This window comes from Mesorhizobium wenxiniae (assembly GCF_002284535.1).
In the GTDB taxonomy this organism is placed as follows: Bacteria; Pseudomonadota; Alphaproteobacteria; order Rhizobiales; family Rhizobiaceae; genus Mesorhizobium; species Mesorhizobium wenxiniae.
In genome coordinates this window covers 869,433-895,863 of sequence record NZ_NPKH01000020.1, presented here as the reverse complement: position 1 = coordinate 895,863, position 26,431 = coordinate 869,433, and the positions used below count along the sequence as shown (strand labels likewise).

25 protein-coding genes and 2 pseudogenes are annotated in these 26,431 nt (G+C 63.2%); 17 read left to right on the top strand and 10 right to left on the bottom strand.

Going from position 1 to position 26,431, the window contains the following annotated elements:
• Nucleotides 1–21: 21 nt before the first annotated feature.
• Together CIT31_RS14650 and CIT31_RS14645 are read right to left on the bottom strand one after the other, a co-directional pair.
• Complete coding sequence (locus CIT31_RS14650) at nucleotides 22–675, bottom strand: dihydrofolate reductase family protein (RefSeq protein ID WP_095519127.1); 654 nt, start codon at nucleotides 673–675, stop codon at nucleotides 22–24.
• 148 nt (nucleotides 676–823) lie between these two features.
• The gene (locus CIT31_RS14645) at nucleotides 824–1,666 is read right to left on the bottom strand and encodes a protein-L-isoaspartate O-methyltransferase family protein (RefSeq protein ID WP_165778467.1); all 843 of its coding nucleotides are present in this window, start codon (nucleotides 1,664–1,666) and stop codon (nucleotides 824–826) included.
• A gap of 212 nt (nucleotides 1,667–1,878) precedes the next feature.
• Between CIT31_RS14645 and CIT31_RS14640 the strand changes: the two genes are divergently transcribed.
• The 3 genes from CIT31_RS14640 (at nucleotide 1,879) to CIT31_RS14630 (ending at nucleotide 4,638) form a co-directional block, all read left to right on the top strand.
• The gene (locus CIT31_RS14640; RefSeq protein ID WP_029350134.1) at nucleotides 1,879–2,067 is read left to right on the top strand and encodes a hypothetical protein; all 189 of its coding nucleotides are present in this window, start codon (nucleotides 1,879–1,881) and stop codon (nucleotides 2,065–2,067) included.
• Nucleotides 2,068–2,268: 201 nt separating this feature from the next.
• Nucleotides 2,269–3,195 carry a KPN_02809 family neutral zinc metallopeptidase gene (gene ypfJ / locus CIT31_RS14635; RefSeq protein ID WP_065012033.1) on the top strand — a complete coding sequence of 309 codons (927 nt, stop codon included), beginning with the start codon at nucleotides 2,269–2,271 and terminating at the stop codon, nucleotides 3,193–3,195.
• Nucleotides 3,196–3,360: 165 nt separating this feature from the next.
• Nucleotides 3,361–4,638, top strand: coding sequence for a TCR/Tet family MFS transporter (locus CIT31_RS14630; RefSeq protein WP_095519125.1), 1,278 nt, complete (start codon nucleotides 3,361–3,363; stop codon nucleotides 4,636–4,638).
• 213 nt (nucleotides 4,639–4,851) lie between these two features.
• On the opposite strand, the gene carA is transcribed toward CIT31_RS14630, so the two are convergent.
• Complete coding sequence (gene carA, locus CIT31_RS14625; RefSeq protein WP_095519124.1) at nucleotides 4,852–6,054, bottom strand: glutamine-hydrolyzing carbamoyl-phosphate synthase small subunit; 1,203 nt, start codon at nucleotides 6,052–6,054, stop codon at nucleotides 4,852–4,854.
• Between the two features lie 279 nt (nucleotides 6,055–6,333).
• On the opposite strand from carA, the gene CIT31_RS14620 reads away from it, so the two are divergent.
• On the top strand, nucleotides 6,334–6,783 hold the full coding sequence (locus tag CIT31_RS14620; RefSeq protein WP_095519393.1) for a GatB/YqeY domain-containing protein: 450 nt from the start codon (nucleotides 6,334–6,336) through the stop codon (nucleotides 6,781–6,783).
• A 62-nt stretch (nucleotides 6,784–6,845) separates the two neighbouring features.
• On the opposite strand, the gene CIT31_RS14615 is transcribed toward CIT31_RS14620, so the two are convergent.
• Nucleotides 6,846–7,307, bottom strand: a complete 462-nt coding sequence (locus CIT31_RS14615) for a DUF1801 domain-containing protein (RefSeq protein ID WP_095519392.1) — start codon at nucleotides 7,305–7,307, stop codon at nucleotides 6,846–6,848.
• A 202-nt stretch (nucleotides 7,308–7,509) separates the two neighbouring features.
• Between CIT31_RS14615 and CIT31_RS14610 the strand changes: the two genes are divergently transcribed.
• Nucleotides 7,510–8,400: an arginase family protein gene (locus CIT31_RS14610; protein ID WP_206073363.1), complete on the top strand. Its 891-nt coding sequence runs from the start codon at nucleotides 7,510–7,512 to the stop codon at nucleotides 8,398–8,400.
• 13 nt (nucleotides 8,401–8,413) lie between these two features.
• Here CIT31_RS14610 and CIT31_RS14605 read toward each other — a convergent pair whose 3' ends face one another.
• The 3 genes and pseudogenes from CIT31_RS14605 to CIT31_RS14595 form a co-directional block, all read right to left on the bottom strand.
• Complete coding sequence (locus CIT31_RS14605) at nucleotides 8,414–8,923, bottom strand: DUF1801 domain-containing protein (RefSeq protein ID WP_095519391.1); 510 nt, start codon at nucleotides 8,921–8,923, stop codon at nucleotides 8,414–8,416.
• A gap of 180 nt (nucleotides 8,924–9,103) precedes the next feature.
• Nucleotides 9,104–10,277 (bottom strand): annotated as a pseudogene (locus tag CIT31_RS14600) (MFS transporter).
• A 159-nt stretch (nucleotides 10,278–10,436) separates the two neighbouring features.
• Complete coding sequence (locus tag CIT31_RS14595) at nucleotides 10,437–12,101, bottom strand: Na/Pi cotransporter family protein (RefSeq protein WP_095519122.1); 1,665 nt, start codon at nucleotides 12,099–12,101, stop codon at nucleotides 10,437–10,439.
• A 391-nt stretch (nucleotides 12,102–12,492) separates the two neighbouring features.
• Between CIT31_RS14595 and CIT31_RS36050 the strand changes: the two are divergent.
• From CIT31_RS36050 to CIT31_RS14560, 7 genes and pseudogenes are all read left to right on the top strand, one after another.
• Nucleotides 12,493–12,857, top strand: a pseudogene (locus tag CIT31_RS36050) (RcnB family protein).
• 155 nt (nucleotides 12,858–13,012) lie between these two features.
• Nucleotides 13,013–14,989 (top strand): DNA primase, encoded by a 1,977-nt coding sequence (gene dnaG / locus CIT31_RS14585; RefSeq protein ID WP_095519121.1) that lies wholly within the window; start codon nucleotides 13,013–13,015, stop codon nucleotides 14,987–14,989.
• A gap of 370 nt (nucleotides 14,990–15,359) precedes the next feature.
• Entirely contained in the window at nucleotides 15,360–17,381 is a 2,022-nt protein-coding gene (gene rpoD / locus CIT31_RS14580; protein ID WP_029350162.1) for an RNA polymerase sigma factor RpoD, read from the top strand.
• Nucleotides 17,382–17,588: 207 nt separating this feature from the next.
• Nucleotides 17,589–17,882 (top strand): GYD domain-containing protein, encoded by a 294-nt coding sequence (locus tag CIT31_RS14575; RefSeq protein ID WP_065009207.1) that lies wholly within the window; start codon nucleotides 17,589–17,591, stop codon nucleotides 17,880–17,882.
• 151 nt (nucleotides 17,883–18,033) lie between these two features.
• Nucleotides 18,034–18,414 carry a thiol-disulfide oxidoreductase DCC family protein gene (locus CIT31_RS14570; RefSeq protein ID WP_206073362.1) on the top strand — a complete coding sequence of 127 codons (381 nt, stop codon included), beginning with the start codon at nucleotides 18,034–18,036 and terminating at the stop codon, nucleotides 18,412–18,414.
• 200 nt (nucleotides 18,415–18,614) lie between these two features.
• Nucleotides 18,615–19,286, top strand: a complete 672-nt coding sequence (locus tag CIT31_RS14565; RefSeq protein WP_095519120.1) for a PadR family transcriptional regulator — start codon at nucleotides 18,615–18,617, stop codon at nucleotides 19,284–19,286.
• A 107-nt stretch (nucleotides 19,287–19,393) separates the two neighbouring features.
• A complete protein-coding gene (locus tag CIT31_RS14560) occupies nucleotides 19,394–19,684 on the top strand; it encodes an HlyU family transcriptional regulator (protein WP_029350166.1) in 291 nt (96 codons plus the stop codon).
• Between the two features lie 121 nt (nucleotides 19,685–19,805).
• Here CIT31_RS14560 and CIT31_RS14555 read toward each other — a convergent pair whose 3' ends face one another.
• Nucleotides 19,806–20,441, bottom strand: coding sequence for an FMN-dependent NADH-azoreductase (locus CIT31_RS14555; protein WP_095519119.1), 636 nt, complete (start codon nucleotides 20,439–20,441; stop codon nucleotides 19,806–19,808).
• A 108-nt stretch (nucleotides 20,442–20,549) separates the two neighbouring features.
• Here CIT31_RS14555 and CIT31_RS14550 point away from each other — a divergent pair, with 108 nt between their 5' ends.
• Nucleotides 20,550–21,497, top strand: a complete 948-nt coding sequence (locus tag CIT31_RS14550) for a LysR family transcriptional regulator (RefSeq protein WP_095519118.1) — start codon at nucleotides 20,550–20,552, stop codon at nucleotides 21,495–21,497.
• Here the strand turns inward: CIT31_RS14550 and CIT31_RS14545 are convergent.
• Nucleotides 21,439–22,065 carry a TetR/AcrR family transcriptional regulator gene (locus CIT31_RS14545; protein WP_095519117.1) on the bottom strand — a complete coding sequence of 209 codons (627 nt, stop codon included), beginning with the start codon at nucleotides 22,063–22,065 and terminating at the stop codon, nucleotides 21,439–21,441. The genes CIT31_RS14550 and CIT31_RS14545 overlap by 59 nt on opposite strands.
• Before the next feature lie 66 nt (nucleotides 22,066–22,131).
• Here CIT31_RS14545 and CIT31_RS14540 point away from each other — a divergent pair, with 66 nt between their 5' ends.
• Both CIT31_RS14540 and CIT31_RS14535 read left to right on the top strand, forming a co-directional pair.
• Nucleotides 22,132–22,545, top strand: coding sequence for a VOC family protein (locus CIT31_RS14540; protein ID WP_095519116.1), 414 nt, complete (start codon nucleotides 22,132–22,134; stop codon nucleotides 22,543–22,545).
• A 218-nt stretch (nucleotides 22,546–22,763) separates the two neighbouring features.
• A complete protein-coding gene (locus tag CIT31_RS14535; protein WP_245316242.1) occupies nucleotides 22,764–23,579 on the top strand; it encodes an arginase family protein in 816 nt (271 codons plus the stop codon).
• 3 nt (nucleotides 23,580–23,582) lie between these two features.
• Here the strand turns inward: CIT31_RS14535 and CIT31_RS14530 are convergent, their stop codons facing one another.
• The gene (locus CIT31_RS14530) at nucleotides 23,583–24,530 is read right to left on the bottom strand and encodes a S1C family serine protease (RefSeq protein WP_095519115.1); all 948 of its coding nucleotides are present in this window, start codon (nucleotides 24,528–24,530) and stop codon (nucleotides 23,583–23,585) included.
• 270 nt (nucleotides 24,531–24,800) lie between these two features.
• Here CIT31_RS14530 and CIT31_RS14525 point away from each other — a divergent pair, with 270 nt between their 5' ends.
• Both CIT31_RS14525 and CIT31_RS14520 read left to right on the top strand, forming a co-directional pair.
• Nucleotides 24,801–25,673 (top strand): S1C family serine protease, encoded by an 873-nt coding sequence (locus CIT31_RS14525; protein WP_095519114.1) that lies wholly within the window; start codon nucleotides 24,801–24,803, stop codon nucleotides 25,671–25,673.
• Nucleotides 25,674–25,681: 8 nt separating this feature from the next.
• Nucleotides 25,682–26,347 (top strand): helix-turn-helix transcriptional regulator, encoded by a 666-nt coding sequence (locus CIT31_RS14520; RefSeq protein WP_065009218.1) that lies wholly within the window; start codon nucleotides 25,682–25,684, stop codon nucleotides 26,345–26,347.
• Nucleotides 26,348–26,431: the final 84 nt, after the last annotated feature.

The following is a 26,431-nucleotide window of genomic DNA, read 5'->3' as shown; positions in this document are numbered from 1 at the left end:
CCCAGGTCCTGTAACCCCACACTATTTCCAGGTTCGGCGTCTCTCGATCTCGGCTTCGGACGGCTGTTCCTGGGCGAAGGACCCGGTCTTGATCTCACCGGCGCGTTCATAGCTCGCTATGATGACGCCGGTGCTCGATGCCTGTGAGCGGTTCAGCTTGAAAGCCGCCGGAATTGCGCCACCGCCAAACAGCCGCTTGCCCTTGCCCAGCACCAGCGGGAAGATCAGCAGGCTGACCTCGTCGATCAGGTCGTTGGCGAGCAAGGTCTGGATCAACTCGCTCGATCCCTGGATGAGCAGGTCCGGCCCGTCCTCCTGCTTGAGCTGGCGCAGTGTGGCCACGACATCATCGCCGAGCGACTGGCTGTTTTGCCACGACAGCGTATCGGGCCTGTGCGTGGCCACATATTTGGTGGCCGCGTTGAAACTGTCGCCGATCGGATCGTTCTTCTGATACGGCCAATGCGCAGCGAAGATATCGTAGGTCCTGCGGCCGAGGAGCAGCGCGAAGGGTTTTGCGAAGGTCTCACCAATAAAGGCGCCCCCGACGTCGTCCCAGTAATGGAACGTCCAGCCACCGAATTCGAAGCCGCCGCTCGGGTCTTCTTCCGGCCCGCCAGGCGCCTGCATGACGCCGTCGAGGCTGACGAATGTCGCAGTGATGATCTTCCTCATTGAATTCTCCCTTTTTCATCATCCGTGCTGTCGGGGCCCGGATTTCGGCCAAAGGACGTGCGAGTGGATGCCGGTCCGACAGGGGCCACAAAATTCTGGATTCGGCGCATGGCGAGCGGCAAGCACTGGATGGGCAGCCTCGGTGACGTCATTGCGGCCGCCTGGCGCCAACATCTTTCGACGAGAACCAGACGTCGCTGATGGCGACGGTGGCGGTGTTGTCCGGTGCCTTGTCGGCCGTCAGCCAGATCGAGCGGCTGCGTGCCGCCTTGTCGCGGTCGAGGATTTTCGCCGCGGGGCCTGCAAGCGAGGCGCCGACGCAAGGGATGAACCATGACCGCATGAACGGATCGCAGGCAAAGCCTTGTTCGGTGCGAGTCACCATGACCGCGAGGCCAACGCGCTCGGTCGGACGCCACGGAAAAACCATGCGGGCGCCAGGCTTCAGCGCCTTCAGCCACTCGGCCGGTGGTGCTGCGACGCCGGCATTGACATAGATGATGTCGGACGGTGGCAGGCTGCCGATGACCGCATCGCCATGGATGACGGTCACATTGCCAAAGGCTTCGAGGTTCTGTCTCGCGCGGTCGGCGAGACTGGATTCCAGTTCGAAGGCGGTGACTGCGCCGCCGGGTGAAACCAGCTGCGCCAGTAGAGCTGTGTAGTAGCCGGTGCCGGCGCCGACATGGGTGACGGTCTCGCCGGGTTTTGGCGCCACCTTGCCGATCCACATGGCATGCAGGAACGGCTCGCCATTGTTGATGCCTTTGTCGGCGTCGAGCGACACCAGCACGTTCTGATAGACGTGAACAGGATCGGCGCTCGGCGTTTCGACCTTACCGTTGCCGGCGACGACCGACCACGGCCCGGGCCCGAGAAAAGCCTCGCGCGGCACCGCGGCGAACACGTCTTCGAGACGCGGATCGGCCGGACCTGCATTGGCAGCCATCAGTCGCGCATAAAAGCGGCGCACATCGGCGAGATTGGTCATGGCCCCAAGATAGCGCAGACTGCCGATCTGTCGCGTCATTCCAGATCGCCTCTGGCCGACGCATCAACGCCGAGACAGTTGAAGCGTTTCGCAAGGCAATGAAGGCGACACGCTAATTCTACCGCCATTGCCGACAGTCCTGCCGGAACCGCCGCGTTGCCGCTGCGTTGGAAGTCGTGCCAAGCGATTGGCGCGAGACCGAGGAGGATACCATGGGCGTTGAACAGGCACCGACAGCGAGGGGCAAGCAAGCGGCCAAGGGATTGAACCAAGCTGCGGCGAAGGACGAACGCAAGACGGAAGCGGAAACCGGCCGCCCGCTCAAAAAGGGCGCGGTCCGCTTCGACGAGCGGTCGAAAAGCTCGGACGGCAAGAGCGCGGGTACCAAGCAGAAGATCTGAGCGTAACCGCTAAGTCCAAGACCAAAAAAGCCGTCGGCAGGGCTCTCAGCCGCGGCTGTCGTGCACCGACTGACCCCAGTGCCGGCGGCCCTTCATGCGAAAAAAACTGTGACTTGGCGCAACCATTGAGATAATTGTTTGTTGGGTCGGATCGGGCCATGAGATCGGCCAAGTACCGATACGTGCATCGCGAGGAGTGCCATGCTCTGGAAGGGTCGTCGTCAAAGTGACAATGTCGAAGACCAACGCGGCCAGGGTGGCGGGTTCAACCTGCCGCGCGGTGGGCCCGGCCGGTTCCGCATCCCGGTCGGCGGCCGCTCCGGCGGCGGAATGTCGCTGTCGACCATCATCATTCTCGTGGTCCTCTATTTCGGGCTGAAGGCCTTCGGCATCGATCCGCTGCAGATCCTGGCCGGCGGCGATGGTGGCGTGGGGCCGGGCGGCGGTCAGATCACCGACAATAGCGGGGAGGGCACCGGTGCGCCGGCCTCCGACGAGATGAAGCAGTTCGTCTCGACGGTGCTGGCCGAGACCGAGGACACCTGGACCGGCATTTTCCAGGCCGAGGGCCTGACCTACGAAGACCCCAAACTGGTCCTGTTCAGCGGTCAGATCCGCTCAGCCTGCGGCTTCGCCTCTTCCGCGGCCGGCCCGTTCTACTGCCCCGGCGACCGCAAGGTCTATCTCGACACGACCTTTTTCCAGCAGCTCGACCAGCAATTCGGCGCCTCGGGCGATTTCGCCCAGGCCTATGTGATCGCGCATGAGGTCGGCCATCATGTCCAGAACATCACCGGCATCCTGCCCAAGTTCAATCAGATGCGGCAGCAAATGGGCGAGGCCGAGGCCAACCACATGTCGGTGCAGGTCGAGCTTCAGGCCGATTGCTTCGCCGGCGTCTGGGCGCATTTCACCGGGCAGAAGGGAATCCTGGAGCAGGGCGACATGGACGAGGCGCTGAACGCCGCCCAGCAGATCGGCGACGACACGATGCAGAAGAAGATGCAGGGCTATGTCGTGCCGGAAAGCTTCAACCACGGCACCTCGCAGCAGCGGCAGACCTGGCTGGCGCGCGGCTACAGGAGCGGCAAGCTGTCGGACTGCGATACGTTCAACACTCCGATCTGAGGTGTTCGAACACTCCCGCTTAAGTTGCCACGCGCGGCGGCAGGGCACGTCAGCTGATGTCAGGATAGGACTGCCGCGTCCGTTCTCTTATTGTTCCGTAAGACGGGCTCGCCTATAACGAGCCCGCGCCTTTGCCCCAAGGCGGTCTGAGGAGCCGACGCCATCATGATAGACCCCAAAACCGCCAGGCGGGGCCTTGCGCTCGTTTTCACCACGCTGCTGCTCGATATCATCGGGTTCGGCATCATCATGCCGGTGCTGCCGGCCTATCTCAGGGAATTGACCGGCGTTGGCATCGGCGAGGCGGCGATCGAGGGGGGCTGGCTGTTCTTCGCCTATGCGGCGATGCAGTTCGTTTTCGCACCTGTCATCGGCGGGTTGAGCGACCGGTTCGGACGGCGGCCGATCCTGCTCGCCTCCGTCTTTACCTTTGCCATCGATAATCTGATCTGCGCTGTCGCATGGTCCTACCCGATGCTGTTTATCGGACGCGTGCTGGCCGGCATTTCCGGCGCCAGCTATTCAACGACTTCCGCTTTCATCGCCGACATCTCGACCGATGAGAACCGGGCGAAGAACTTCGGCCTGCTCGGCATCGCCTTCGGCGTCGGCTTCGTCATCGGACCGGTTCTGGGCGGGCTGCTCGGCACGCTCGGGCCACGGGTACCGTTCTATTTCGCCGCCGCGCTTGCTTTCCTGAATTTCCTGATCGCCCTGTTTCTGCTGCCCGAAACGCTTGATAACAAGCACCGCCGCCGCTTCGAGTGGAAACGCGCGAACCCGGTCGGGACGCTCATCCAGATGCGCAACTACCAAGGCATTGGCTGGATCGGGCTTGTCTTCTTCCTGATGACGCTTGGGCATATGATGTATCCGGCGGTGTGGTCCTTCGTCTCCAGTTACCGCTATGGCTGGAACGAACAGCAGATCGGTTTCTCGCTCGGCGCCTTCGGTCTGTGCGGGGCGATCGTCATGGCGACGGTCCTGCCGCGCGTGATCCCCAAACTTGGCGAGTGGAAGACGGCGGTACTCGGTCTTGCATTCACGGCACTCAGCGCCTTCGGCTACGCCTTCGCGTCGCAAGGCTGGATGATCTATGCGGTGATCGTCGTCGGCTGTCTGGAAGCCTTGGCCGATCCGCCGCTCAGAAGTCTCGCCGCCGCCAAGGTGCCGCCTTCGGCGCAGGGCGAACTCCAGGGGGCGATGACCTCGATCTTCTCGATCACGTCGATCATCACGCCGCTGCTTTATACGGCGATCTTTTCCTGGTTCACCGGTCCGGGCGCGCCCGTGGTGTTCGGCGGGGCCCCTTATCTGCTCGGCGCGGTTTTTCTCACGCTGGCGCTCATCGTCTTCGTCACGAAAGTGGCCAAGCCGACGCCGAAGGAAGTCAAACGCATGCATGCGCAAGAAGCGGTGACCGACGGGGTTGATCTTCGTTAAGAGCGAAAAAGCATGAAGGCGGCTCCATTTCCGCCGTCGCCGCCAGTCAATCCGTTTTAACGTAATTGCGGGCGCAAAGCCGGTACTCACTTTTCGTGGAAAATGCTCCAATGCATGTCGCCCAAAAGTGCGTCCAGCGGTTTTGGGACAACGACATGCACAAAAACAGGAACTTAAAGAGCGTCGCAGGAATCCCTTCAGACGCGACGCGCTTTAGGCGCGCTCCGCCAGCGCCGGCTCGCCGCGCTTTTCGCGGATGAGATTGACGAAGCGGCGGAACAGATAGTGCGAATCCTGCGGGCCGGGCGAGGCTTCGGGATGATGCTGGACCGAGAAGACCGGTCTTCCTGTCAGCGTGATGCCGCAATTCGAGCCGTCGAACAGCGAGACATGGGTTTCTTCGACGCCGCGCGGCAACGAGTCGGCATCGACGGCGAAGCCGTGGTTCATCGAGACGATCTCGACCTTGCCGGTGGTGTGATCCTTGACCGGATGATTGGCGCCGTGATGGCCCTGATGCATTTTGGCGGTTTTGCCGCCCAGCGCCAGCGCCAGCATCTGGTGGCCGAGGCAGATGCCGAACACCGGGATGTCGGTCTTCAGCAGGTCCTGGATGACCGGAACGGCATAGTCGCCGGTGGCTTCCGGGTCGCCGGGACCGTTGGAGAGAAAGATGCCGTCGGGCCCCATGGCGAGGATCTCCTCGGCGCCGGTGCTGGCCGGCACCACCGTGACCTTGGCGCCAAGACCGGCAAGCAGGCGCAATATGTTGCGCTTGACGCCGTAGTCGATGGCGACGACATGCATGGACGGATCGGTCTGTTCGCCAAAGCCCTCGTCCCAGACCCAGGGCGTCTCGCGCCAGACCGAGGACTGGCCGGAGGTGACGTCCTTGGCCAGGTCAAGCCCGATCAGGCCGGACCAGGCGGCGGCGCGGCGCTTCAGATCGTCGATGTCGAAGATGCCGTCGGGCGCGTGCGCGATGACGGCGTTGGGCATGCCTTTTTCACGGATCAGCGCTGTCAGCGCGCGCGTGTCGATGCCCGAAAGCGCTACGATGCCACGCTTCTTCAGCCATTGGTCGAGACCAGCTGCGGCGCGATAGCTGGACGGATTGGTGACGTCGGCCTTGAACACGGCGCCGACGGCGCCGGCGCGCGCGAGCGGGTTGAGATCCTCGATGTCCTCGTCATTGGTGCCGATATTGCCGATATGCGGAAAGGTGAAGGTGACGATCTGGCCAGCGTAGGACGGGTCGGTGAGGATTTCCTGATAGCCTGTCAGCGCGGTGTTGAAGCAGACTTCGGCGACGGCGGAGCCGGTGGCGCCAAGGCCGCGGCCCTCGATGACGGTGCCGTCGGCCAGCACCAGCAAGGCCGTCGGCTTCTCAGTGGCCCAGGGGGCGGTCGTTGCCATGGCGACACTCCTAAAGGGCTGCGCCCTTCGATCGGTCCGACGGACCACTCTGCGCAGCAAACCGCGCGCAGCGGCGATCTCGCAGCCAGCGCGCGCAACAAAAATTCAGTTCATGCAAGGCCCAGTACATAGGGGAAGGCGCCAAGGCGGTCAATGATGCCACGCCGTACGAGCCCTGGATTTATTTCGTCGAATTATCAGCGGTTTGCCGGGCGACGTCGAATTTGCCTTGGGCTTTCGGCACGGCTATTGTCCGCCGCATTCGAAGGAGAAAGCATCATGCGGGGCAAAATCGCCGAATCCCTGAAGAGCGCGATGAAGGTGCAGGACAAGCGCCGGCTGCCGACCTTACGGCTGATCCAGGCGGCCATTCACGATCGCGACATCGCCAATCGCGGCGCCGGCAAGGAGCCGGCCACCGATGACGAGATCCTGCAGATACTGGCCAAGATGGTGAAGCAGCGCGAGGAGTCGGCCAAGGCTTTCGACGACGGCAAACGGCCGGAGCTTGCCGCACAGGAGCGCGACGAGATGGCTATCATTCGAGACTTCCTGCCGACGCAACTGGGCCAGGCCGAGACCGAAACGGCGATCCGCGCCGCCATCGCCGAGACCGGCGCCAGCGGCATCAAGGACATGGGCAAGGTGATGGCTGCACTAAAGGAGAAATACGCGGGCCAGATGGATTTCTCCAAGGCGAGCGGCATCGTCAAGGGACTGCTGCAGTAGGGTTCATAAGGCCTCGAAGGAGGCGACCACGAGGAGCCAGCCCAGCCGGATGTGGATGATCCTCAACCGCTCTTCGGTTTCTTCTGAGAGCGGGTGGTGGTAGCTCGCCCTGACATGTTCAGTGCCACGGCGGCGCGAATGAGCGCCTTTAATGCCTCTTCATCGATCTTGTCACCCTCATGGATATCGATGGCGCGCCTGGTGTTGCCTTCGAGACTGGAGTTGAAGAGGCCTGAAGGGTCCTCCAACGAGGCGCCCTTGGCGAAGGTCATCTTCACGACATTCTTGTACGTCTCACCGGTGCATATAATTCCGGCGTGCTCCCATACCGGAACCCCTCTCCACTTCCACTCCTCGATCACTTCGGGGTCGGCCTGCTTGATGAGGGTTCGGACCCGAGCGAGCATCTCACCCCGCCAATCCCTCAGCTCGTTGATTCTCGCATCTATCAACTGAGAGGGAGTGTCTGCTCCTTCTCCTTCCTTCGAGCCGCTCGTCTTCATGGCTGTTGTCGCTTTGGTCATGATACTGGGTCCAAATGGCTTTGTGCGCGTCCGGCGCCTCACGACGGGATCGATGCGGCGAGCCGTTTGCCGTTCCGGCGCGAACGCCTGGCCTATTAGGCTTCGTGCCAATGCCGGGCAACAAACTCTCAACATCGCGGAGGAACCTTCGTCCCTCCAGACCCGTTTTGCAACGAGGATCATACGAAATTGGAGCCTCGATTTGTCGGCGCGTTTGTTGAACATTATCGGCGCCGCCACCAGCGCCGGCGCCTATTCGCCGGGGCAGGAACAAGCGCCCGCGGCCTTTCGGCGACATGGGCTCGCAGAGGCGCTCGCGAGCCGAGGCAGAACCGTCAGGGATGATGGCGATGTTGCATCGTTCCGATGGCGACCGGATCCCTCGCAGCCGCAGACTATGAACCTGGAGGCCGTGCGCCACGCCTGTGACTTGGTCGCAAGCCACGTGGCGACGGCGATCGCAGCGCAGGAGGACGTGCTTGTTTTAGGTGGCGATTGTACTGTGGAGCTGGGAACGGTCGCCGGAGCAAACGCGGCCGGCGCGCGGATTGGACTCGTCTACATAGACTTCGACGCCGATCTCAACACACCCGACACGAGCGACGGCGCCTTGGACTGGACTGGTGTCGCTCATTTGCTCAATATTCGCGGATGCGAACCTTCGCTTGCCAGGCTCGGCCCAATCCGTCCGATGCTCGTGCCTCAGCAGCTCCTCTATTTCGGCGTCGAGAACATCACTCCGCCCGAAGCTGCGGCAATCAGAGATAACGCGATTAAGGTTATATCGCGTGAGGAAGCTTTGAGTGATATCGAGGTGGCGACGGCGCGCGCGGCCGACTGGGCGGCCCGCTTTGACTGTGTGCTTATTCACTTCGATGTCGATGCACTCTCCTTTGTCGATTTTCCGATTGCTGAGAATGTGCGCCGTTGCGACGGTCTCAAACTGGAGGACGCCGCCTTCGCGCTAAAGCAATTGACCGCCCTGCCGCAATGGCGCGGCCTGACCATCACAGAAGTTAATCCGGCCCATGCGCCAGACGAGTCCGCCGCGTTCGCCCGCTTGAATGAGGTGCTTGCAGACGCCCTTGGGTAATTCGCGACGCCTCTCACATTCGTTCGCCGGGCAATTGGCTGGCTTGCTTCACCCAAGCGGCAAATTGAGCTTCGTCGAGCTGGTCCTCATAAACGTCGAGATAGCGCACTTGCTTGTGCTTGGACTTGCCGGGAGGAAGAGGACGAAGTGACGTGCCTCGGAAGAAGGTCACTTTGACGTAGCGGGTGAAGACATGGAACGACAGGAACCAGCCCTGGCCTTCGATGCCGTAAAATGGCGAGTTCCATTTGACTGCCTTGTGCACACCGGGGACAGTGCCCGTGATGATCGCGTCGAGACGGCGCCCGAGGTCGCTTTTCCAGCCCGGCATGGCCGCGATGTAGGCCTGCACGGGAGCGTCGCCTTCAGCCTTCGCGATCTGGGGGTTGCCGCCGGCGAGGAGTGCCGGTTTCGCGGCCTTGCCGGGCTGCGGCTCCGGCGTCGCCTTGCGCGGTTTGGTCGGTTTCGCAGCGACCCGCTCGGCGGCGGCCTTCGCCGACTTCTCGGATGTGTGGTCGGCCATTGTGTTCACTCCAGGTGGTAATCGATCATACTTGATTCTAGAAAGCCGCCCCTGAAGATCAATTTCGGAATCCTATTGATCTCCGCCAAACCAACAAGCGCACAGGCAGAGGCTTCGTCTCCAAAAGGCGGACGTCGCGGAAAGCCTGCGCTACCGGATCGATTTGCAGAGTCTGCCCGTCTATTCGGCTGCGGCCGGCAGCGGCGGCGTCGCACTGCTGCGCCACTCCTGGAGATGCGAGGCAAGCGCGACCGCCACGGCGACCAGCATGGCCAGGGCGCCAACCACCGGCAGGCTGAGATAGCCATAACCGGCATTGAGCATAGCGGCACCGAGCGAGGCGGCCAGCGCGATGCCGGCATTGAAGCCGGCCGGGATGAGCGATGAGGCGAGGTTGGAGGCATCCGCCGTCCACGTCAGGATACGGGTCTGGATCGGAGTGCCGATGGCGAAGCTGAGTCCGCCCCAGACAGTGATCGCCACGACCATCGGCACCGGGTACGGGCTGACGGCGTAAATGACGGCAAGTGTCATCGCCTGCATGAAAAGCATGGTGATGAGCGAGGGCATCAGTTTCCAGTCGGCGAGCCGCCCGCCAAGAAAGACGCCGATCGTCGCGCCGACACCGTTGAGCAGGAGCACCCAGGGCACGAGGTCCTCATCGAGGCCGGTGATGTCAAGCAGCGTCGGCGTGATGTAGGTGAACAGGCCGAACTGACCGATCATCAGTGAGGATCAGCGACGTCCAGACCTGCTGGCGTGCAAGCACGCGAACCTCGCTGCCGAAACTGACGGATTGGCGCGACGATCCCGTCTTGCGTGGGAGGAGGGCGGCCATGGCGGCGATGGAAACCACACCAAGCGCGCACATCACCCAGAACGTCACACGCCACCCCCAGATGTTGCCGATCGCCGTGCCGGCCGGCACGCCGATGACATTGGAGACCGTGAGGCCAGACAGGATGAGCGCAACGGCCATTCCGCGCTGGTCGTGGCGGACCAGGCCGACCGCGACCACCATCGCGACGCCGAAATAGGCGCCGTGCGCCACGGCCACCGCAATCCGCAACAGCAACATGGACGCGAAGTCGGGTGCAAGGGCGCAAGCGGCCTGGCCAATGGTGAAGGCTGCGGCAAGGCCAAGCAGCAAGGCCTTGCGCGAAATCGTCTTGGTGGCGAGCGTCAATAGCGGTCCGCCGATTGCGATGCCGCCGGCGTAGCCGGAGACGAGGTAGCCGGCAGTTGGGATGGAGACGCCAAGGCCATCCGCCACCTGCGGCAGCACGCCGGCGATGACGAACTCGGTGGTGCCGAATGCGAACGCAGCGATGAACAGGGCGATGAGGGGAAGCATGGCGCTGGAAGGCGATCCTTGAATGAGATGGCCTCAAATCACGAACGAGAGCGGCGAGCAATCCAGAAATTGTCGACGCCGGTTTAGGTTTTCTTGATCGGGCTGGCGCGACGGTTTTTCCTTCTCCCTGTGTTGTGGGAGAAGGACAAGGCTCCGGGATCACCCGGCCTTCAACCGCGAGCCGGTGAGCAGGCCGCGTTCCTCAAGCACGGGATAAGCCATCGAGGCGAGCAGCGAGTTGATCTGCTTCAGGTCGCGGATGGTGTCGAGATGGATGGAACTGGTCTCGACGCTCTTGGCGGTGCCGTCGCGCAGCCGCACGAAGTGGCTGGCGCTGGTCTCCTTCTCGCGGTCGCGCAGCCGGTCCTTTTCGAGCACCAGCTGGCGGGCGGTCTCCGGATCGCGCGAGACCAGCACGTTGAAGGCAAGCCGTGCGTTGGCCAGCACCGAGGCGTGGAAGGCGCAAAGCTCGCGCCAGCCCTCGGGCGTGAACTCCAGCCCGCGCTCGAGCTTCTTCCTGACGTGCACCAGCATGTTGCGCACGATGATGTCGCCGACCTGCTCGAGCTTGACGCAGGCGCCGATCAGCTCCTGGCAGCGCAGCGCCTCGTCCTCGCTCAGCGGGTTCTTGGTGACCTTGGCCAGATAGAGCTTTATCGCTGCGTGCTTCTTGTCGACGCGGTCGTCGAGCGCGGCCAGCGCCTTGATCTTGTCGGCGTCGGCGCTCTCATAGAGCTCGATGATGCGCTTCAGCATGATCTCGACCGTCTCGCAGACCCGCACCACCTCACGGGTGGCGTTGGCCAGCGCCTGGCTCGGCACATCCAGCGCGCTGTCGTTTAGCGCGGACAGCTCGACGACGTCGAGCGCTTCGGCCGGCGCCGGTTTGGTGCCGAGCGCCACGATCTTTTCCGAAGCGCGGTAGACGAGGCCGGCCAGTGGCAGGCCGGCAACCAGGATCAGGATATTGAACAGGATGTGTGCGTTGACGATCTGGTCGGGCACGGTGGCGCCGAGAAAGGCGACCGGCGGCTTCAACCACAGGAACAGGATCAGCATGGCAAGAGAGCCCATGCCGCGCATCAGGAGATTGCCGATCGGTACGACACGCACGCCCGGCTCCGCATTGCGGGTGAGCAGCGGCGCGATGATCGACGAACCCAGATTGACGCCGAGCACCAGCACGATGCCGAGTTCGGGCGGGATGAAGCCACGGCCGGCGAGCGTCACCATCAGCAGCACCGCGGCGATCGAGGAATGAAACAGCCAGGTGACCAGCGCCGCCAGCAGATAGGCGGTGACCGGGTCGCCGGAGAAGTAATCGACGACGACCGGCATCAGCGTGCTCTGGCGCAGCGGCTCCGATGCCTGGCCGATCATCTCCAGCGACAACACCAGCAGGCCGATGCCGACCAGGATGCGGCCGAACTGGCGCCAGTCGCGCCGCTCGGTGGCCATGAACATGACGGTGCCGGCGACAAGACAGACCGGCACCAGCAGCGACAGGTCGAAGGTGAGCAGCTTGACCACCAGTGCCGAGCCGATCTCGGCGCCCCGCACGGCAAGCTGGCCCGATAAGCCGCTGACGATGCCGGCGCCGGCGAAGGAGCCGACCAGCAAGGTGACGGCGGTGGAGCTTTGCAGCGCGATCGCCAGGCCGCAGCCGGCCAGAACCGCCATAAAAGGATTGCGCATGGTCGCGCGCAGCTTGTGGCGCAGCACATCGCCATAGGCGCGCTCGACACCTGTCTTCACCAAGCGGGTGGCAAACAGCATCAGCGCCACCGCGCCGGCAAGATGCAGCAAAACGACCGAACCGCTCATGTCAGGCTCGCATTCCGACAGGCGACAGCGATACGGGCGCCGTGACGGCACAGAGGTAAAAGAGGGGGCGAATCAAGGACATTGCAAAGGTCGATACTACTCCGATTACTTTTAGCCGGGTAATAAATTTTGCCCAATTCGGCCGGCTGTTGGTGCGCGACAGGGTGTGTCGGAAATGGATGGATCGCAAAATGGTTGCATTGCCGGCCGGCTTCTGGATGGTGGCGCTGTCGAGTGCCGACGACCCCTTCAAATCCGATTTGAGCTGAGTGTTGAATTAGCTATCTTAAATACGTGAAATCATTACGAAAACGTAATCCGTGTGTTCAGTTTCGGTTCATTCTTCGGGCTCTATTGCTTGGGCATCGGCAACCAAAGGAGTACCCCCGTGATGAAACGCATCATTCTTTCCGCAGTCTCCCTCTCTATGCTGGCTGCCACGTCGCTGCAGGGCAAGGCAGCGCCGCTGAACGCGCCAAATGCACCCCAGTCGAACTACAGCCAGGTCGACTGGAAGAAGCCGGACAGGCACGTGAAGAAGCGCGTCGTGGTGAAGAAGAAAGTCGTCGTGAAGAGGAACCATTGGCGCAATGGCCAGAAATATTTCAGCTGGAAGCGCCACCAGCCGATCCGCGACTATCGCCACTATGGCCTGCGTCGTCCGAGCCGTGGCCAGGAATGGATCCGCGTCGGCAACGACTATCTCCTGTCGGCGTCGTCTCCGGCATCATCTTCGGCGCGATCGACGCGCACTGATCGTCCAAATGTCCACCGGCACTATGCCGGGATAGGAAAGAAGGCGGCCCGCAGCGGCCGTCTTCTTTTGCCCTGTGAAAACCGGGTATGGTCCGCATTAGGAGTCGTCGGGTTTCGCCGGTGTGATTATATGGAGGACAAACGAGCCGTTCCCAATGCGCTTTCCACCTGCCTTCCTCGACGAGATACGCGACCGCGTGCCGATTTCATCGGTGATCGGCCAGCGCGTGGCGTGGGATAGGAAGAAGACCAACGCGCCGCGCGGCGACTATTGGGCGTGCTGCCCCTTCCATGGCGAGAAGAGCCCGTCCTTCCATTGCGAGGACAAGAAGGGCCGCTATCATTGCTTCGGCTGCTCGGTTTCGGGCGACCACTTCAAGTTCCTCACCGAACTCGACGGGATGAGCTTTCCCGAAGCGGTCGAGAAGATCGCCGACATGGCCGGCGTGCCGATGCCGGTGCGCGATGCCCAGGAGGAACGGCGCGAAAAGGAACGCGCCAGCCTGACCGAAATCATGGAAATGGCGACTGCCTTCTTCCAGGAGCGGCTGCAGGGACCGGAAGGCGCAAAAGCCCGGGCCTATCTGCGCGACCGCGGGCTGACACCGGCAACGCAGCAGTCGTTCCGGCTCGGCTATGCGCCCGACAGCCGCAACGCGCTGAAGGAGCATCTTGCCGCGAACGGCGTGCCCAAGGCCGATATCGAGGCATGCGGGCTGGTGCGCCACGGCGACGACGTCCCGGTCTCCTACGACTGGTTCCGCGACCGCATCATGTTCCCGATCCCGGATTCCAGAGGCAAGATAATCGCCTTTGGCGGGCGGGCGCTGGCCGCCGATGCGCTCGCCAAATACATGAATTCGCCCGACACCGAGCTCTTCCACAAGGGCAATGTGCTCTACAATTTCGCCCGTGCGCGCCAAGCGCTGGGAAAGGGGGCGCTGGCCAAGGGTGGCACGGTCATCGCCGTCGAGGGCTATATGGACGTGATCGCGCTGGCGCAGGCCGGTTTCGAGAATGTCGTGGCGCCGCTCGGCACCGCGCTGACCGAAAATCAGCTCGAACTCCTGTGGCGCATGGCCGGCGAGCCGGTGCTGTGCTTCGACGGCGACCAGGCCGGACTGAAGGCGGCATGGCGCGCCGCCGACATGGCGCTGCCGGCGGTTCAGGCAGGCCGCTCGGTGCGCTTTGCGCTTCTGCCAGAAGGCAAGGACCCCGACGATCTGGTCAAGGCCGACGGGCCGGACGCGTTTCGCGCAGTGCTTTCCGAGGCGCGGCCGCTCGCGGACCTTTTGTGGGTGCGCGAAACGGCCGGCGGCGTCTTCGACACGCCGGAGCGGCGGGCGGAACTGGAAAAGACGCTGCGCGAACTGACCGGCCGCATCCGTGACGAGAGCTTGCGCTACCACTACCAACAGGAAATGCGCGAGCGGGTGCTAAGCTTTTTCGGCACCCAGCGCAGCGCGCGACAAGGCTATCAAGGCGGGCGCCAAGATGCGCGGCCCGGCGGGCCCTTTCAGGGCAAGGGCTCCGCTCCTGGCGGACAGTTCGCACGCGGCGGCAATGCCGGCGGACGCACCGCGATCACCGAAAGCCTCGGCCGCTCGGCGCTGGTCAAGCGCGGCAGTGAGGGGATGTCGGTGCGCGAGGCGACGATCATAGCAGCTCTTGTCAATCATCCGGCGCTGATCGACGAGAATTTCGAACATGTCGAGTTCCTCGACCTCGCCAATACCGATCTGAAGCGGCTGCATGCGGCGATCCTCGATGCGATGGCGCATGACATGGCCAACGACCGCGACGCGGTGATCGCGACGATCGAACGGGCCGGCTGCGGCGAGATCTGGGCGCGCGTGGTGGCGCTGATCAAACGGGCTCGGCAGTGGCCGGCGCTGGAAACAGCCGGACTTGACGATGCCCGCGACGCCTTCAGCCAGGCGCTCCACTTGCAGCGCAGCGCGCGCACCTTACATAAGGAGCTGAAACAGGCGGAAGCGGCGCTCGCCAGCGATCCCACAGACGAAAACTACCGGCATCTCGTCGAGATCCAGGCGCAATTTCGTGATGTGCAAGCAACGGAAGCGCTGATCGACGGGTTCGGCGTGTCATCGGGCAGGGCCGGGCGGGTGTAGATCGAAGCTTACGAAAAAGTGAAATTGCAGAACCGTGCTTGCGCGTCGAATCAGCCGCGGCGCTTTAAGTCGGGTAATTGATTCGCTTTTTTCATGCGAATCATGCGAGAGGCGCTTGACCTTCTGGCAGAATGACGGAATCAGGACGATTCGAAACGTTAACCCGTGCCGGCGTCGACGGGAAATGCAGCGATGTGAGGTACCGGTCACTGGACAGGCAGTCAGCCTGCCACAGATACCAGGGTTAATCTGGACTTAACGAGAGATGCAGTTACTGGCCCGGGGAAGCGCGTTCTAGAGCGAGCGCATCTGATTTAACCGGTACGGCAGCTTACGCGGCTTGATACTTGGCCGCTTGGAGAAATTAAGAATGGCGACAAAAGAAAAGGAAGAGGTCGAGACCGAACGTGAAGGCGCCACCGATGGCCCTCTGCTCGACCTTTCCGACGATGCTGTCAAGAAGATGATCAAAGCCGCCAAGAAGCGCGGCTATGTCACCATGGACGAACTGAATTCGGTGCTGCCCTCGGAGGAAGTGACCTCCGAGCAGATCGAGGACACGATGGCCATGCTCTCCGACATGGGCATCAACGTGGTCGAGGACGACGAGCAGGGCGAGGAGCCCGAAGCCGCCGACGCGGCTGCCGACGCCGAGGAAGACGCCAACGAACTGGCCGAGCAGACCGGTACCGCCGTTGCCGCGACGACCACCAAGAAAGAGCCGACCGATCGCACCGACGATCCGGTTCGCATGTATCTGCGCGAAATGGGCTCGGTCGAGCTTCTGTCGCGCGAGGGCGAAATCGCAATCGCCAAGCGCATCGAGGCTGGCCGCGAGACGATGATCGCGGGCCTGTGCGAAAGCCCGCTGACCTTCCAGGCCATCATCATCTGGCGTGACGAGCTCAACGAATCGAAGATCCTCTTGCGCGAGATCATCGACCTCGAAGCGACCTATGCCGGACCGGAGGCCAAGCAGGCGCCGGTGGTCGAGCGGATCGAGGAAGCCAAGACCGAGGACAAGCCGCGCCGTTCGCGCGAGGACGAGGACGACATCACCAATGTCGGCGGCGACACGCGCGGTCTGACTGACGACGACGAGGAAGATGAGGACGAAGCCAGCCTGTCGCTGGCGGCGATGGAAGCGGAGCTGCGCCCGCAGGTGATGGAGACGCTCGACGTCATCGCCGACACCTACAAGAAGTTGCGCAAGCTGCAGGACCAGCAGGTCGAGAACCGGCTGGCTGCCGCCGGCACGCTGTCGCCAAGCCAGGACCGCCGGCTGAAGGAGCTGAAGGACCAACTCATCAAGGCGGTGAAGTCGCTATCCCTTAACACGGCGCGCATCGAGGCATTGGTCGAGCAGCTCTACGACATCAACAAGCGCCTGGTGCAGAACGAGGGCAAGCTGTTGCGGCTGGCCGAGAGCTATGGCGTGCGCCGCGAGGAATTCCTGAAGGAATACCAGGGCTCGGAACTCGATCCCAACTGGACGCGCTCGATCGGCAATCTGACCTCGCGCGGCTGGAAGGAATTCACCAAGAACGAAAAGGACGCGATCCGCGACCTGCGCGCCGAGATCCAGAACCTCGCCACCGAGACGGCGATCTCGATCCTCGAATTCCGCAAGATCGTCAACCAGGTGCAGAAGGGCGAGCGCGAAGCCGCGATCGCCAAGAAGGAGATGGTCGAGGCCAATCTGCGCCTCGTCATTTCCATCGCCAAGAAATACACCAATCGCGGCCTGCAGTTCCTCGATCTGATCCAGGAAGGCAACATCGGCCTGATGAAGGCGGTCGACAAATTCGAATACCGCCGCGGCTATAAGTTCTCGACCTATGCGACATGGTGGATCCGGCAAGCGATCACCCGCTCGATCGCCGACCAGGCGCGCACCATCCGCATTCCGGTGCACATGATCGAGACGATCAACAAGATCGTGCGCACCTCGCGCCAGATGCTGCACGAGATCGGCCGCGAGCCGACGCCGGAGGAATTGGCGGAAAAGCTCGCCATGCCGCTGGAAAAAGTGCGCAAGGTGCTGAAGATCGCCAAGGAGCCGATTTCGCTCGAAACGCCGGTCGGCGACGAGGAGGATTCGCATCTCGGCGATTTCATCGAGGACAAGATGGCGATCCTGCCGATCGACGCGGCGATCCAGGCCAATCTGCGCGAGACGACGACGCGGGTGCTTGCTTCGCTTACCCCGCGTGAAGAGCGCGTGCTCAGAATGCGTTTCGGCATCGGCATGAACACCGACCACACGCTGGAGGAAGTCGGCCAGCAATTCTCGGTCACCCGCGAACGCATCCGCCAGATCGAAGCCAAGGCGCTGCGCAAGCTCAAGCATCCGAGCCGCTCGCGCAAGCTGCGGAGCTTCCTCGATAGCTAATGCCGGGTGACGGATAAGCAATTTAAAGGGCGCTGCGGCGCCCTTTTTCGTTCGTGCCAGGAATTGTCTCGCCAGACGGTGCGGTTGTTGTTGCAGCTCACCTGTTGTGGGAGGATAATCTCGTGTCGGATGCATTTTCTGGGCGACAAACCCGGATGCCCGCCCCGGCAGTGACGCCGTGCTCCGAGGCCCCGGAGGGAGGTGTGCATGACAAACTATATCGTGCTGATCAACTGGACGGAGCAGGGCGCCAAAAATGTGCGCGAGTCGCCGAAGCGGCTCGATGCCGCCAAGAAGCTGCTGGGAGACATGGGTGGCTCGTTCAAGGCGTTTTATCTCACCATGGGCGAATGCGATATGGTGGCGATCGTCGAAGCGCCCGACGATGCGGTGCTCGCTCGTTTCTCGCTGATGCTGGCGACAGGCGGCAATGTGAGGACGCGGACGCTCAAGGCTTTCCCGGAATTGGCCTATCGCGAGATCATCGCCTCGCTCGGCTGAGGCGTTGCGCGGCTACAGCCCGCGCAAGCTGCCGGATATCGGACGGTCAGGCGTCGCTTGACGGCGCCCGGCCAATCTGGTCCGAAATGTTGCAGGGCGAAGGTATTTCCCGGATAGTCAGCGCAGCACTTCAGCTCGCGTCTTAGGACACATGCCCAAGCCTCTGCTGACCATCTGGTACAACACCCGCTGTCCGGTTTGCGATGCCGGCATCAGCCGGCAGAAGCGGCGGCTGATCGAGGCGATCAAGAGCGGGCGGATCGCGTTTCGCGACATCAATGCCGAACCGACGGCTCTGGCCGGATACGGCGTGTCGCTGGAGGACATCCGCCGCCGGTTGCATGCAATTGATGCGGACGGCAAACTGCTGGTCGGCGCCGACGTCGCAATTGCCGTCTGGCTGAAAACACCGGGCGAGGGCTGGCTGGCAGCGCTGTTCGGCAACCGCGCCGTGCTGCCGCTGACGCGCTATGCCTATGATCGCTTCGCCGATCTTCTCTATGCCTGGAACCGGCGCAAGGGCCGCTGGTAAGCAGCACAGACATCCTGTTCGTCGAAGGCTCGGAGCTGCCCCGGGCTTTTTGGCACTCCGGAGAGGTTCAGCCCACTGCCTTAGCCGCAAACGCACTCTTCCAATCCCGGGCATTACGTTACATCGTAAGATATATCTTGACATAGTCACCTAATTGCCTAATTAAGATATATCGTAAGACATAACTTAAGGAGCAGACAATGCACGAACATCATCATTTCGGCGAGCATGCCGACCGCGCTTTCATGCATATGGCCGGTAAGTTCGGTGGTCGTGGTGGCGGCTTCGGCCCATTCGGCCACGGGATGAGGGGCGGCGGGCGCGGCGGTCCGGGCGACATGTTCCGCGCCGGGCGCATGCTGGCCGACGGCGATCTCAAGCTGATCACGCTGTCGCTGCTGGCCGAGGCGCCGCGCCACGGCTACGACATCATCAAGGCGCTGGAGGAACGCACCAGCGGCGTCTACAGCCCGAGCCCGGGCGTGGTCTATCCGACGCTGACCTTCCTGGAAGAGGCCGGCTATGCCGTCTCGTCGGCGGAAGGCAACAAGAAGGTGTTTTCGATTACCGAGGCCGGGCAGGCGCATCTCAATGACAATCGCGAGATGATCGACCATGTGCTCGATCATCTCGAGCGTTTCGGCCGCAAGATGGCAAGGGCGCGCGACTGGTTCGGCTGGAGCGACGATGGCGAGGATGGCGGACGTCGCGGCCGCGGCCGTTCGGAAAAGCGCGACGAATTCCGCGCCGTGCGCCACCGGCTGCGAGCAGCCCTCGGCGACATCGTCGACGCGCCGGCTGAAAAACAGGCCGAGGCGATTGCGATATTGGAAGGAGCCGCCGAAGCCCTCGAAGCGCTGTCGCGCGGCTGACTTCCGAGGCCGGATGCGGCCCTTGCCCGTTTGCCTAAGGACCGCTAGTGAAATCATCCTGCACCACGCTATGTGATGTAGGATGATTGCCGTTGGAGGGCGCTCCCATGTCTTTTCTGAAACGTCTTTTCGGTGGCGGCAGTGACGCGGGCGAGCCAAAGAGTGGTGCACCGGCAAAGCGGATCGAGCACAAGGGATTTTTGATCAGCGCCACGCCCTACAAGGCGGAAGGCCAATACCAGACCTGCGGCGTAGTTTCTAAGGAAATCGACGGCGTGATGAAGGAGCACAAATTCATCCGCGCCGACCGTTTTGCCGGGCTCGACGACGCCGTCGACATCTCGATCAAGAAGGGCATCCAACTCGTCGACGAGCAGGGCGAGAAGATGTTCGGGTAGCGTCGCGAATGGCAATGTCGCGCGACTTCGGAGCGACGTAAAGCTGCAGGCATCAGGCAAGTGCAAAAAGGCAGGCGCCCGGCGCCTGCCTTTTTCGGTTCTGATACCAGTTGTTCGCGCTCTACGCGGCAGCGGCAACCGTTGCGGCCGTGGCCACCGCCGCATCCACCTTGGCCGATGCCTTGGCCAGAGCGGCGGTGACGGCGTCGGGGCCCATGCCGACGCCCTCGATGCGGATGACTTCGACGTCGGTCATGCCGATGAAGCCAAGCACGCTGCGCAGATAAGGGATGGCGTGGTCCATCTGCACGGCAGCGCCTTCCGAATAGATGCCGCCCGAGGCGAGGACGATGTAGACCTTCTTGCCGGTGACCAGGCCCTTCGGGCCATTCTCGCCATAGGCAAAAGTCTTGCCGGAGCGGGCGACGTGATCGACCCAGGATTTCAGGGTCGACGAGATGCCGAAGTTGATGAAGCCGGTGGCCAGGATGATGGTGTCGGCCGCAAACAGTTCATCCAACACAGCGTCGGAAACGCCGACGACCTCGGCTTGGCGCTGGGTGCGAGCTTCGACGGGCGTATAGATGCCGGTCGAATAGTCCGGATCGATGTGCGGCAGCGGGTTTGCCACGAGATCGCGTGCGACCAGCTTGGCCGAAGGATCGGCCGCAAGCAGCTTCTCGGCGAGCTCGGTGGCGACACGGGTCGAGTGCGAGGCATTGCCGCGCGGGCTGGAAGTGACAAGAAGGATGGACATGGCGGGTCTCCAGGGCTGGAACGATTTGTCCCGCTAAATATGGGCTCTCGACCCATTTGAAAAACTGGAATATTTTTTATACTATCCATCTACAATCTGGATAAGGCTATGCAACCCAATCCGACGCTCGACCAACTGCAAATCCTGGTGACGGTGGCCGACACCGGCAGTTTCTCCGCCGCCGGGCGCAAGCTCAACCGCGCGCAATCGGTCATCAGCTATGCCATCGCCAATCTCGAGGCGCAGCTCGGGCTGCAACTGTTCGAGCGCGAGGGCACGCGCGAGCCGCAGCTGACCGAGATCGGCCGGGCGATGCTGGAGGACGCGCGACGCATGACCGGTGTGCTGCAGCGCATCCGCTCGCGCGTCGACGGCTACCATCAGGGGCTGGAGGCCGAAGTGGCGCTGTCGGTCGATGCGGCACTGCCCTCACCGGTGCTGGTGCGGGTGCTGAAGGCGTTCGAGGCTCAGTTTCCGACCGTGATGCTGCGCCTCCATATCGGCACGCTCGGCCTGATCCCCGATCATGTCGTCAGCGGGCAAGCCGATCTCGGTGTTGGCGGCCTGCTGGGCGAGGTCGACGTCCACCTTGTGCGCATCGGCTTCATGTCGATAGTTCTGGCCGCCGCGCCCAGCCACCCGCTGGCGCTGCTGCCGAAGCCGGTGGCGATCGAGGAGGTGCGCGAACACACCCAACTCGTTGTCACCGACCAGTCCGAGCGCACCAAGGGGCGCGACTTTGGCGTCTTTGCCTACCGCACTTGGCGGCTGACGGACCTGCGCACTAAGCATATGCTGATGCGTGAGGGTCTGGGTTGGGGCGGGCTGCCGCGATGGCTGATCGCCGATGATCTGGCGAGTGGCCGGCTGGTGGAACTCGACCTCGAGCCTTACAGCGAGGTGCGTTCGCCGCTGTTTGCCATGCATCGCACCGACCGAAGCCCGAAACCCGCGGCAGCCTGGCTGATCGATCAGTGCAAACGGCAGCTCGGCTGCTTCAACGAGTTCGAGCCGGGCCAGGTGCCTGAGGATGAGTCGGAGACAGTCCATCGATAAGGGCGACAAGCACCTCGCGATAGGGGCCGGTCTCGGCGCCGGCCTCGACAGCGAGCGCCGCCCGATCGAAGGCGGCGGCAAGCAGCGCGGTCAGTGCCTCCACCGGCAATCTTGTCATGGTCTGCGCGCGCATCGCCGCGACGAGGCCCTCGCGCAAGGAACGGTTGCCGTGGCGGTTATCGATGTCGTCCATTGCGGCGCGGCCGAGCACGGCCGGTCCGTCGAGCAGCAGCAGCCGGGTGCGGCCGGGTGCGCGCATGGCGGCAAGGTAGGCATCGGAACCGGCGATCAGCGCGTCACGGGCAAACAGTGAGGGCGGCGAGGCGCGCTCGATCTCTTCCGCCACAGCCGCCGCCTCTTGCTCGACCACCGCGGCGAACAGCGCCTGCTTGTCGGCAAAGTGGTGGTAGAGAGCGCCGCGCGTGACGCCGGCCGCAGCCACGATCTCTGGCGTGCCGGTCTCCGCATAGGATTTGTCGGTGAACAGTTTTCGCGCCGCGGCGATCAGGTCGGCGCGCGTCGCTTCGGTGCGATCGCGGTTGGAGCGGCGCGCGGGTTTCTGTTGCATACGTGCAGCCTGTATGTTAATACAATTTACATGCAGACTGTATGTTATCTGACGGGAGAAGGAAAGATGAAGACGACGAGCTATTATCCGGTGCTGATGACGGGCGACGTTGCCGGCACGAAGGCATTCTATATCAAGCACTTCAGTTTCAAGCCGCTGTTTGCGAGCGACTGGTATGTGCATCTGCAGTCGGCCGAGGATCGCCGGGTCAATCTTGGCATCGTCCAAGGCGACCACGAGACGATACCTGAGGAGGGGCGTGGCCGAACGTCGGGGCTGCTGATCAATTTCGAGGTCAAGGATCCGGACGCGGTCTACGAACGGATCCTGGCCGCCGGCCTGCCGATCATGCGGTCCTTGCGCAACGAACCCTTCGGCCAGCGTCATTTCATCACCAAAGACCCCAATGGCGTGCTGATCGACGTGATTAAACCGATCCCGCCGAGCGCGGAGTTCCTGGCGCAGTTTGTTGAAGGTTGACCGGGAGCCTGAACGACGCCCCGCGACAGGAACTGTCGGCAGAGGTGAGGGGACGGCTCGGGCCGCGTGACCGGGCGGGCATTCGTGGTCTATGGTGAGCTTGGCAACCCTGGGCCCATTCCATGCGTGAAATCTGCCTTGTCCGCGCACCCTCAAACCTTGGCCTCCGCCCGCTGAGACCAGATCATATACCGGGGACGTGGCGTGCGCCGCAGGCATTGACCGAAGCCGGCTTGATCGAGACGCTTGCGCCCGCCAAAGTGGTTGATCTTGATCGGCCCGCCTATAGCACGGAGCCGCAGCCGGGCACCCGGCTGCGCAACGGCAACGCGATACGCAGCTTCAACCTCGGACTCGCCGAAGTTGTTGCCGGCGCGCTGGGACGAGGCGAATTCCCGCTGGTCGTCGGCGGCGACTGCGCGGTCCTGCTTGGCGCACTGGCTGCTGCACGGCGATCTGGTCCGCTGGCGCTGGTCCATGTCGACGGCCACAGCGATTTCCGCCATCCGGGCAACTACGACATCAACGCTTCGCTCGGCTCGGTCGCCGGCATGGACCTTGCGCTCGCCACCGGACGTGGCGAGCCGTTGCTGACCGACTGGCCTGAAATCGCAAGCCCGCTTGTTGCGGACGAACAGGTGGTTCAGATCGGCGAACGCGAGAACCGCGACCCCGACTTCGCCTGGCCTGACATCAATTCGACCGCGATGACGCTGATCGACGTCTTTGCCGTACGAGAGCTTGGCGCGGCAAAGGTCCTGGAAAAGACCTGGACCACGCTGGCGCGAACCGGCTGGCCCTATTGGGTGCATTTCGATGTCGATGCGCTCGATCAGACTGTGATGCCGGCGGTGGATTCACCAGGCAGTCCCGGCATCGATCCCGACGATCTCGTCGCCATTCTCGCGGCGCTGGTAGCGGATCCGCGCTGCACCGGAATGGATATGACCATTTTCGATCCTGACCTCGATCCGACCGGAGAGCTGGCCGTGCTGCTGGTTTCGCTGCTTGGCCAGATCTATGCGTCGCGATAATCGTTAGCTTCGCGCCACCGGCATCACCGTGACCTGAGTAATGCCGGAGCGGCGCACCACCGTGCACAGCGTCTCGCGGCCGATGCGCTCGGCGTCGAGCAGACGCACCAGATCGTCGACGCCGGTGACCGGGCGTCCGTCGATGGCGGCGATGATGTCGCCTTCCCTGAGCCCGGCCTTGGCCGCCGGGCTGTTCGCCTCGACGCTGCGCAGGCGCACCGCCGTGCTGCTCGACACTTGCGACAGCAGGGCGGCGCGGCGCGGCAGGTTTGTCGTGTCGGCCGAGACGCCGATGAAGGCGCGGCGGACGCGGCCGAAGCGGATGATCTCCGAAATGACGAAATTGGCGGTGTTGGAGGCAACCGCGAAGGCGATGCCTTGCGCACCATGGATCATGGCGGTATTGACGCCGATGACCTCGCCCGCCGACGACACCAGCGGTCCGCCGGAATTGCCGGGGTTGAGTGCTGCGTCGGTCTGGATGACGTCGTCGATCAGCCGGCCGGTGGAGGCGCGCATCGAGCGGCTGAGCGCCGACACGACGCCTGATGTGACGGTCCATTCGAAGCCGAGCGGGTTGCCGATGGCAATGGCGATCTGGCCGCGCCGCAGACGCTTGGAATCGCCGAGCGGCGCGATATCGGCAAAGCTGCCGTCGGCACGCACCAGCGCGATGTCGGTGTCGGGGTCGCGGCCGAGAACACGGCCTTCTCTGGAGACGCCGTCCGGCATGGTGACGCGGACGGTGCGGGCATCGCCGACGACGTGGAAGTTGGTGACGACCAGCCCGTCCGGCGTGAGGACGAAGCCGGAGCCTTGGCCGCCGGCACCACCGATGCGCTCGATGCGGCAGACGGCGGGACCGATGCGGTCCACGGCATCGGCGACCGTTGCCGAATAATCATCGAGCAGCGCATCGTCGAATTGCAATTGCTGGGCGGGGAGGGACATGGCAGGGCTCCGTGTCTTTAGAGCAAGATGAAGGATGCCTATATGTGCGGAGCGGCCGGATCGGCCGCGACCTGACCAGATGGCCAGTCCAACGCCCAACTAGCCGTCAGGCGAGTACCCGCGAACGCGCTGCCGAGCGATATCTGGGTTAGAGCGACGAGCGTCCATTGGACTCTCAAAGTACGCTCTAAGACTTTGAGTTCTCGCATCGTGCTTTCCGAAAATCGATTCCGATTTTCGGGCCGATGCGACAAAACCCAGGAGACCAACATGAGCGACTTCAATCTGAGCGCATTTTCCGATGCCATCGCCGATATCGCCGCCGCAGCGGCGCCGGCGACAGCGAGCTTCGCCACGCATCAGCGTCGCACCGCGACCGCCTTCCATTGGCGCGACGGCTATTTTATCGCTGCCCAGGAGGCGGTGGAGGCCGGCGAGGAGATCGAGCTGACGCTTTCTTCGGGCGACAAGGTGAAGGCTGAGTTGGTCGGCCGCGATCCCTCCACTGGGACGGCCCTTCTGAAGCCGACCGGCGCGCCGGACGTGCCGTCGCTGGCCAAGGCAGGCACGGTGCGGCCGGGCCATCTCGCCATCGCCATCGGCAATAGCGACGGCGCGGGGCTCGCCGCATTCGGCACGGTCGGTGAGGTCGGTCCGGCTTGGCGCTCGATGCGCGGCGGCACGATCGACCGACGCATCAATCTGGCCGTCAATGCCGGCGGCCGTTTCGAGGGCGGCCCGGTGCTCGACGCCAAGGGCGCACTGATCGGCATGCTGCTGTTCGGGCCGCGCCGGCGGGCGCTGGTCATGCCTTACGAGACGATCGAGCGGGCGGCAGCGACGCTGCGCGAGAAGGGCCATGTCGCGCGCGGCTATCTCGGCGCCGGCCTGCATCCGATCCGCAACGGCGACACGCATGGCGCGATGGTGATGAGCCTCGACGACAATGGCCCGGCGAAGGCCGCCGGCCTACATCTTGGCGACATCATCGTGTCGTGGAACGGCGAAGCCGTGCATGGCCCGCGCGACCTGATCCGCAGGCTCGGGCCTGACAGCGCCGGCGCGTCGGTGACGCTCGGCGTGGCACGCGGCGGCGAACGGCGCGATGTCGTGCTGACCATCGGCGAAAAGCCGCTGAACTGAGAAGATCGATGGCAAGTCACGGGATCACGGGGCGGCGGCTGACGGTGCTGATCGCGCTCGATGACGCAGTACGTGCCGAACACCTGTCCACGGCCCTTGCCGCGACTGACGATCTGCTGCCGATTGTGGCTGGCAACAGCGAGAGCGGCGACAAAGCCGATGTCGCGGTCGTCGATGACAATAGCCTGGAAAGAGAAGCCCTGGAGGGCGGAGGGCTGGAAGGTGCGGCCACCGATCCCGCGATGCCCCAGGTGCTCTTGTCTCAACGAGGCAGGCGGCAGCGGCCCGCCGATACCGTGTTTGCCGTGCTGCCGGCGGCAGCGGACGATCTGCTGATCGCTGCCGCCGCGCGGCTGGCGGCGGCTGGCTACCGGATTTCGGGCGAGGGCCGCCCCTTGTCTGATCGGCATGACGATTTCGCTTTCCATGACGACGACCTCTCCGACGAGGAGCCGGTCGACGACAGGACCGAGCGGCCGGCGCTTTCGCCGCGCGAGAGCGAAGTGCTGGCGCTGTTGGCCGAGGGCGCGCCCAACAAGGTGATCGCGCGGCGCTTGAACATTTCCGTGCACACGGCGAAGTTCCACGTCGCGGCGATCCTGATCAAGCTAGGTGCGGCCAACCGCACCGACGCAATCGCCATCGCCATGCGGCAAGGCCTGGTGCTGGTCTAACCTCCGAGCCTACGCAGCGTAATCAACATCCGGCGTGTTGGGCCTTGCGCGGCACGCGACCGCCGCGCAAGGATCACGCTTGTA

What these genes read in the sequence shown, in the direction of transcription:
- CIT31_RS14650 (WP_095519127.1), bottom strand. Translation starts at nt 675, where the DNA reads ATGAGGAAGATCATCACTGCGACATTCGTCAGCCTCGACGGCGTCATG.
- CIT31_RS14645 (WP_165778467.1), bottom strand. Translation starts at nt 1,666, where the DNA reads ATGACCAATCTCGCCGATGTGCGCCGCTTTTATGCGCGACTGATGGCT.
- CIT31_RS14640 (WP_029350134.1), top strand. Translation starts at nt 1,879, where the DNA reads ATGGGCGTTGAACAGGCACCGACAGCGAGGGGCAAGCAAGCGGCCAAG.
- ypfJ (WP_065012033.1), top strand. Translation starts at nt 2,269, where the DNA reads ATGCTCTGGAAGGGTCGTCGTCAAAGTGACAATGTCGAAGACCAACGC.
- CIT31_RS14630 (WP_095519125.1), top strand. Translation starts at nt 3,361, where the DNA reads ATGATAGACCCCAAAACCGCCAGGCGGGGCCTTGCGCTCGTTTTCACC.
- carA (WP_095519124.1), bottom strand. Translation starts at nt 6,054, where the DNA reads ATGGCAACGACCGCCCCCTGGGCCACTGAGAAGCCGACGGCCTTGCTG.
- CIT31_RS14620 (WP_095519393.1), top strand. Translation starts at nt 6,334, where the DNA reads ATGCGGGGCAAAATCGCCGAATCCCTGAAGAGCGCGATGAAGGTGCAG.
- CIT31_RS14615 (WP_095519392.1), bottom strand. Translation starts at nt 7,307, where the DNA reads ATGACCAAAGCGACAACAGCCATGAAGACGAGCGGCTCGAAGGAAGGA.
- CIT31_RS14605 (WP_095519391.1), bottom strand. Translation starts at nt 8,923, where the DNA reads ATGGCCGACCACACATCCGAGAAGTCGGCGAAGGCCGCCGCCGAGCGG.
- CIT31_RS14595 (WP_095519122.1), bottom strand. Translation starts at nt 12,101, where the DNA reads ATGAGCGGTTCGGTCGTTTTGCTGCATCTTGCCGGCGCGGTGGCGCTG.
- dnaG (WP_095519121.1), top strand. Translation starts at nt 13,013, where the DNA reads ATGCGCTTTCCACCTGCCTTCCTCGACGAGATACGCGACCGCGTGCCG.
- rpoD (WP_029350162.1), top strand. Translation starts at nt 15,360, where the DNA reads ATGGCGACAAAAGAAAAGGAAGAGGTCGAGACCGAACGTGAAGGCGCC.
- CIT31_RS14575 (WP_065009207.1), top strand. Translation starts at nt 17,589, where the DNA reads ATGACAAACTATATCGTGCTGATCAACTGGACGGAGCAGGGCGCCAAA.
- CIT31_RS14570 (WP_206073362.1), top strand. Translation starts at nt 18,034, where the DNA reads ATGCCCAAGCCTCTGCTGACCATCTGGTACAACACCCGCTGTCCGGTT.
- CIT31_RS14565 (WP_095519120.1), top strand. Translation starts at nt 18,615, where the DNA reads ATGCACGAACATCATCATTTCGGCGAGCATGCCGACCGCGCTTTCATG.
- CIT31_RS14560 (WP_029350166.1), top strand. Translation starts at nt 19,394, where the DNA reads ATGTCTTTTCTGAAACGTCTTTTCGGTGGCGGCAGTGACGCGGGCGAG.
- CIT31_RS14555 (WP_095519119.1), bottom strand. Translation starts at nt 20,441, where the DNA reads ATGTCCATCCTTCTTGTCACTTCCAGCCCGCGCGGCAATGCCTCGCAC.
- CIT31_RS14550 (WP_095519118.1), top strand. Translation starts at nt 20,550, where the DNA reads ATGCAACCCAATCCGACGCTCGACCAACTGCAAATCCTGGTGACGGTG.
- CIT31_RS14545 (WP_095519117.1), bottom strand. Translation starts at nt 22,065, where the DNA reads ATGCAACAGAAACCCGCGCGCCGCTCCAACCGCGATCGCACCGAAGCG.
- CIT31_RS14540 (WP_095519116.1), top strand. Translation starts at nt 22,132, where the DNA reads ATGAAGACGACGAGCTATTATCCGGTGCTGATGACGGGCGACGTTGCC.
- CIT31_RS14530 (WP_095519115.1), bottom strand. Translation starts at nt 24,530, where the DNA reads ATGTCCCTCCCCGCCCAGCAATTGCAATTCGACGATGCGCTGCTCGAT.
- CIT31_RS14525 (WP_095519114.1), top strand. Translation starts at nt 24,801, where the DNA reads ATGAGCGACTTCAATCTGAGCGCATTTTCCGATGCCATCGCCGATATC.
- CIT31_RS14520 (WP_065009218.1), top strand. Translation starts at nt 25,682, where the DNA reads ATGGCAAGTCACGGGATCACGGGGCGGCGGCTGACGGTGCTGATCGCG.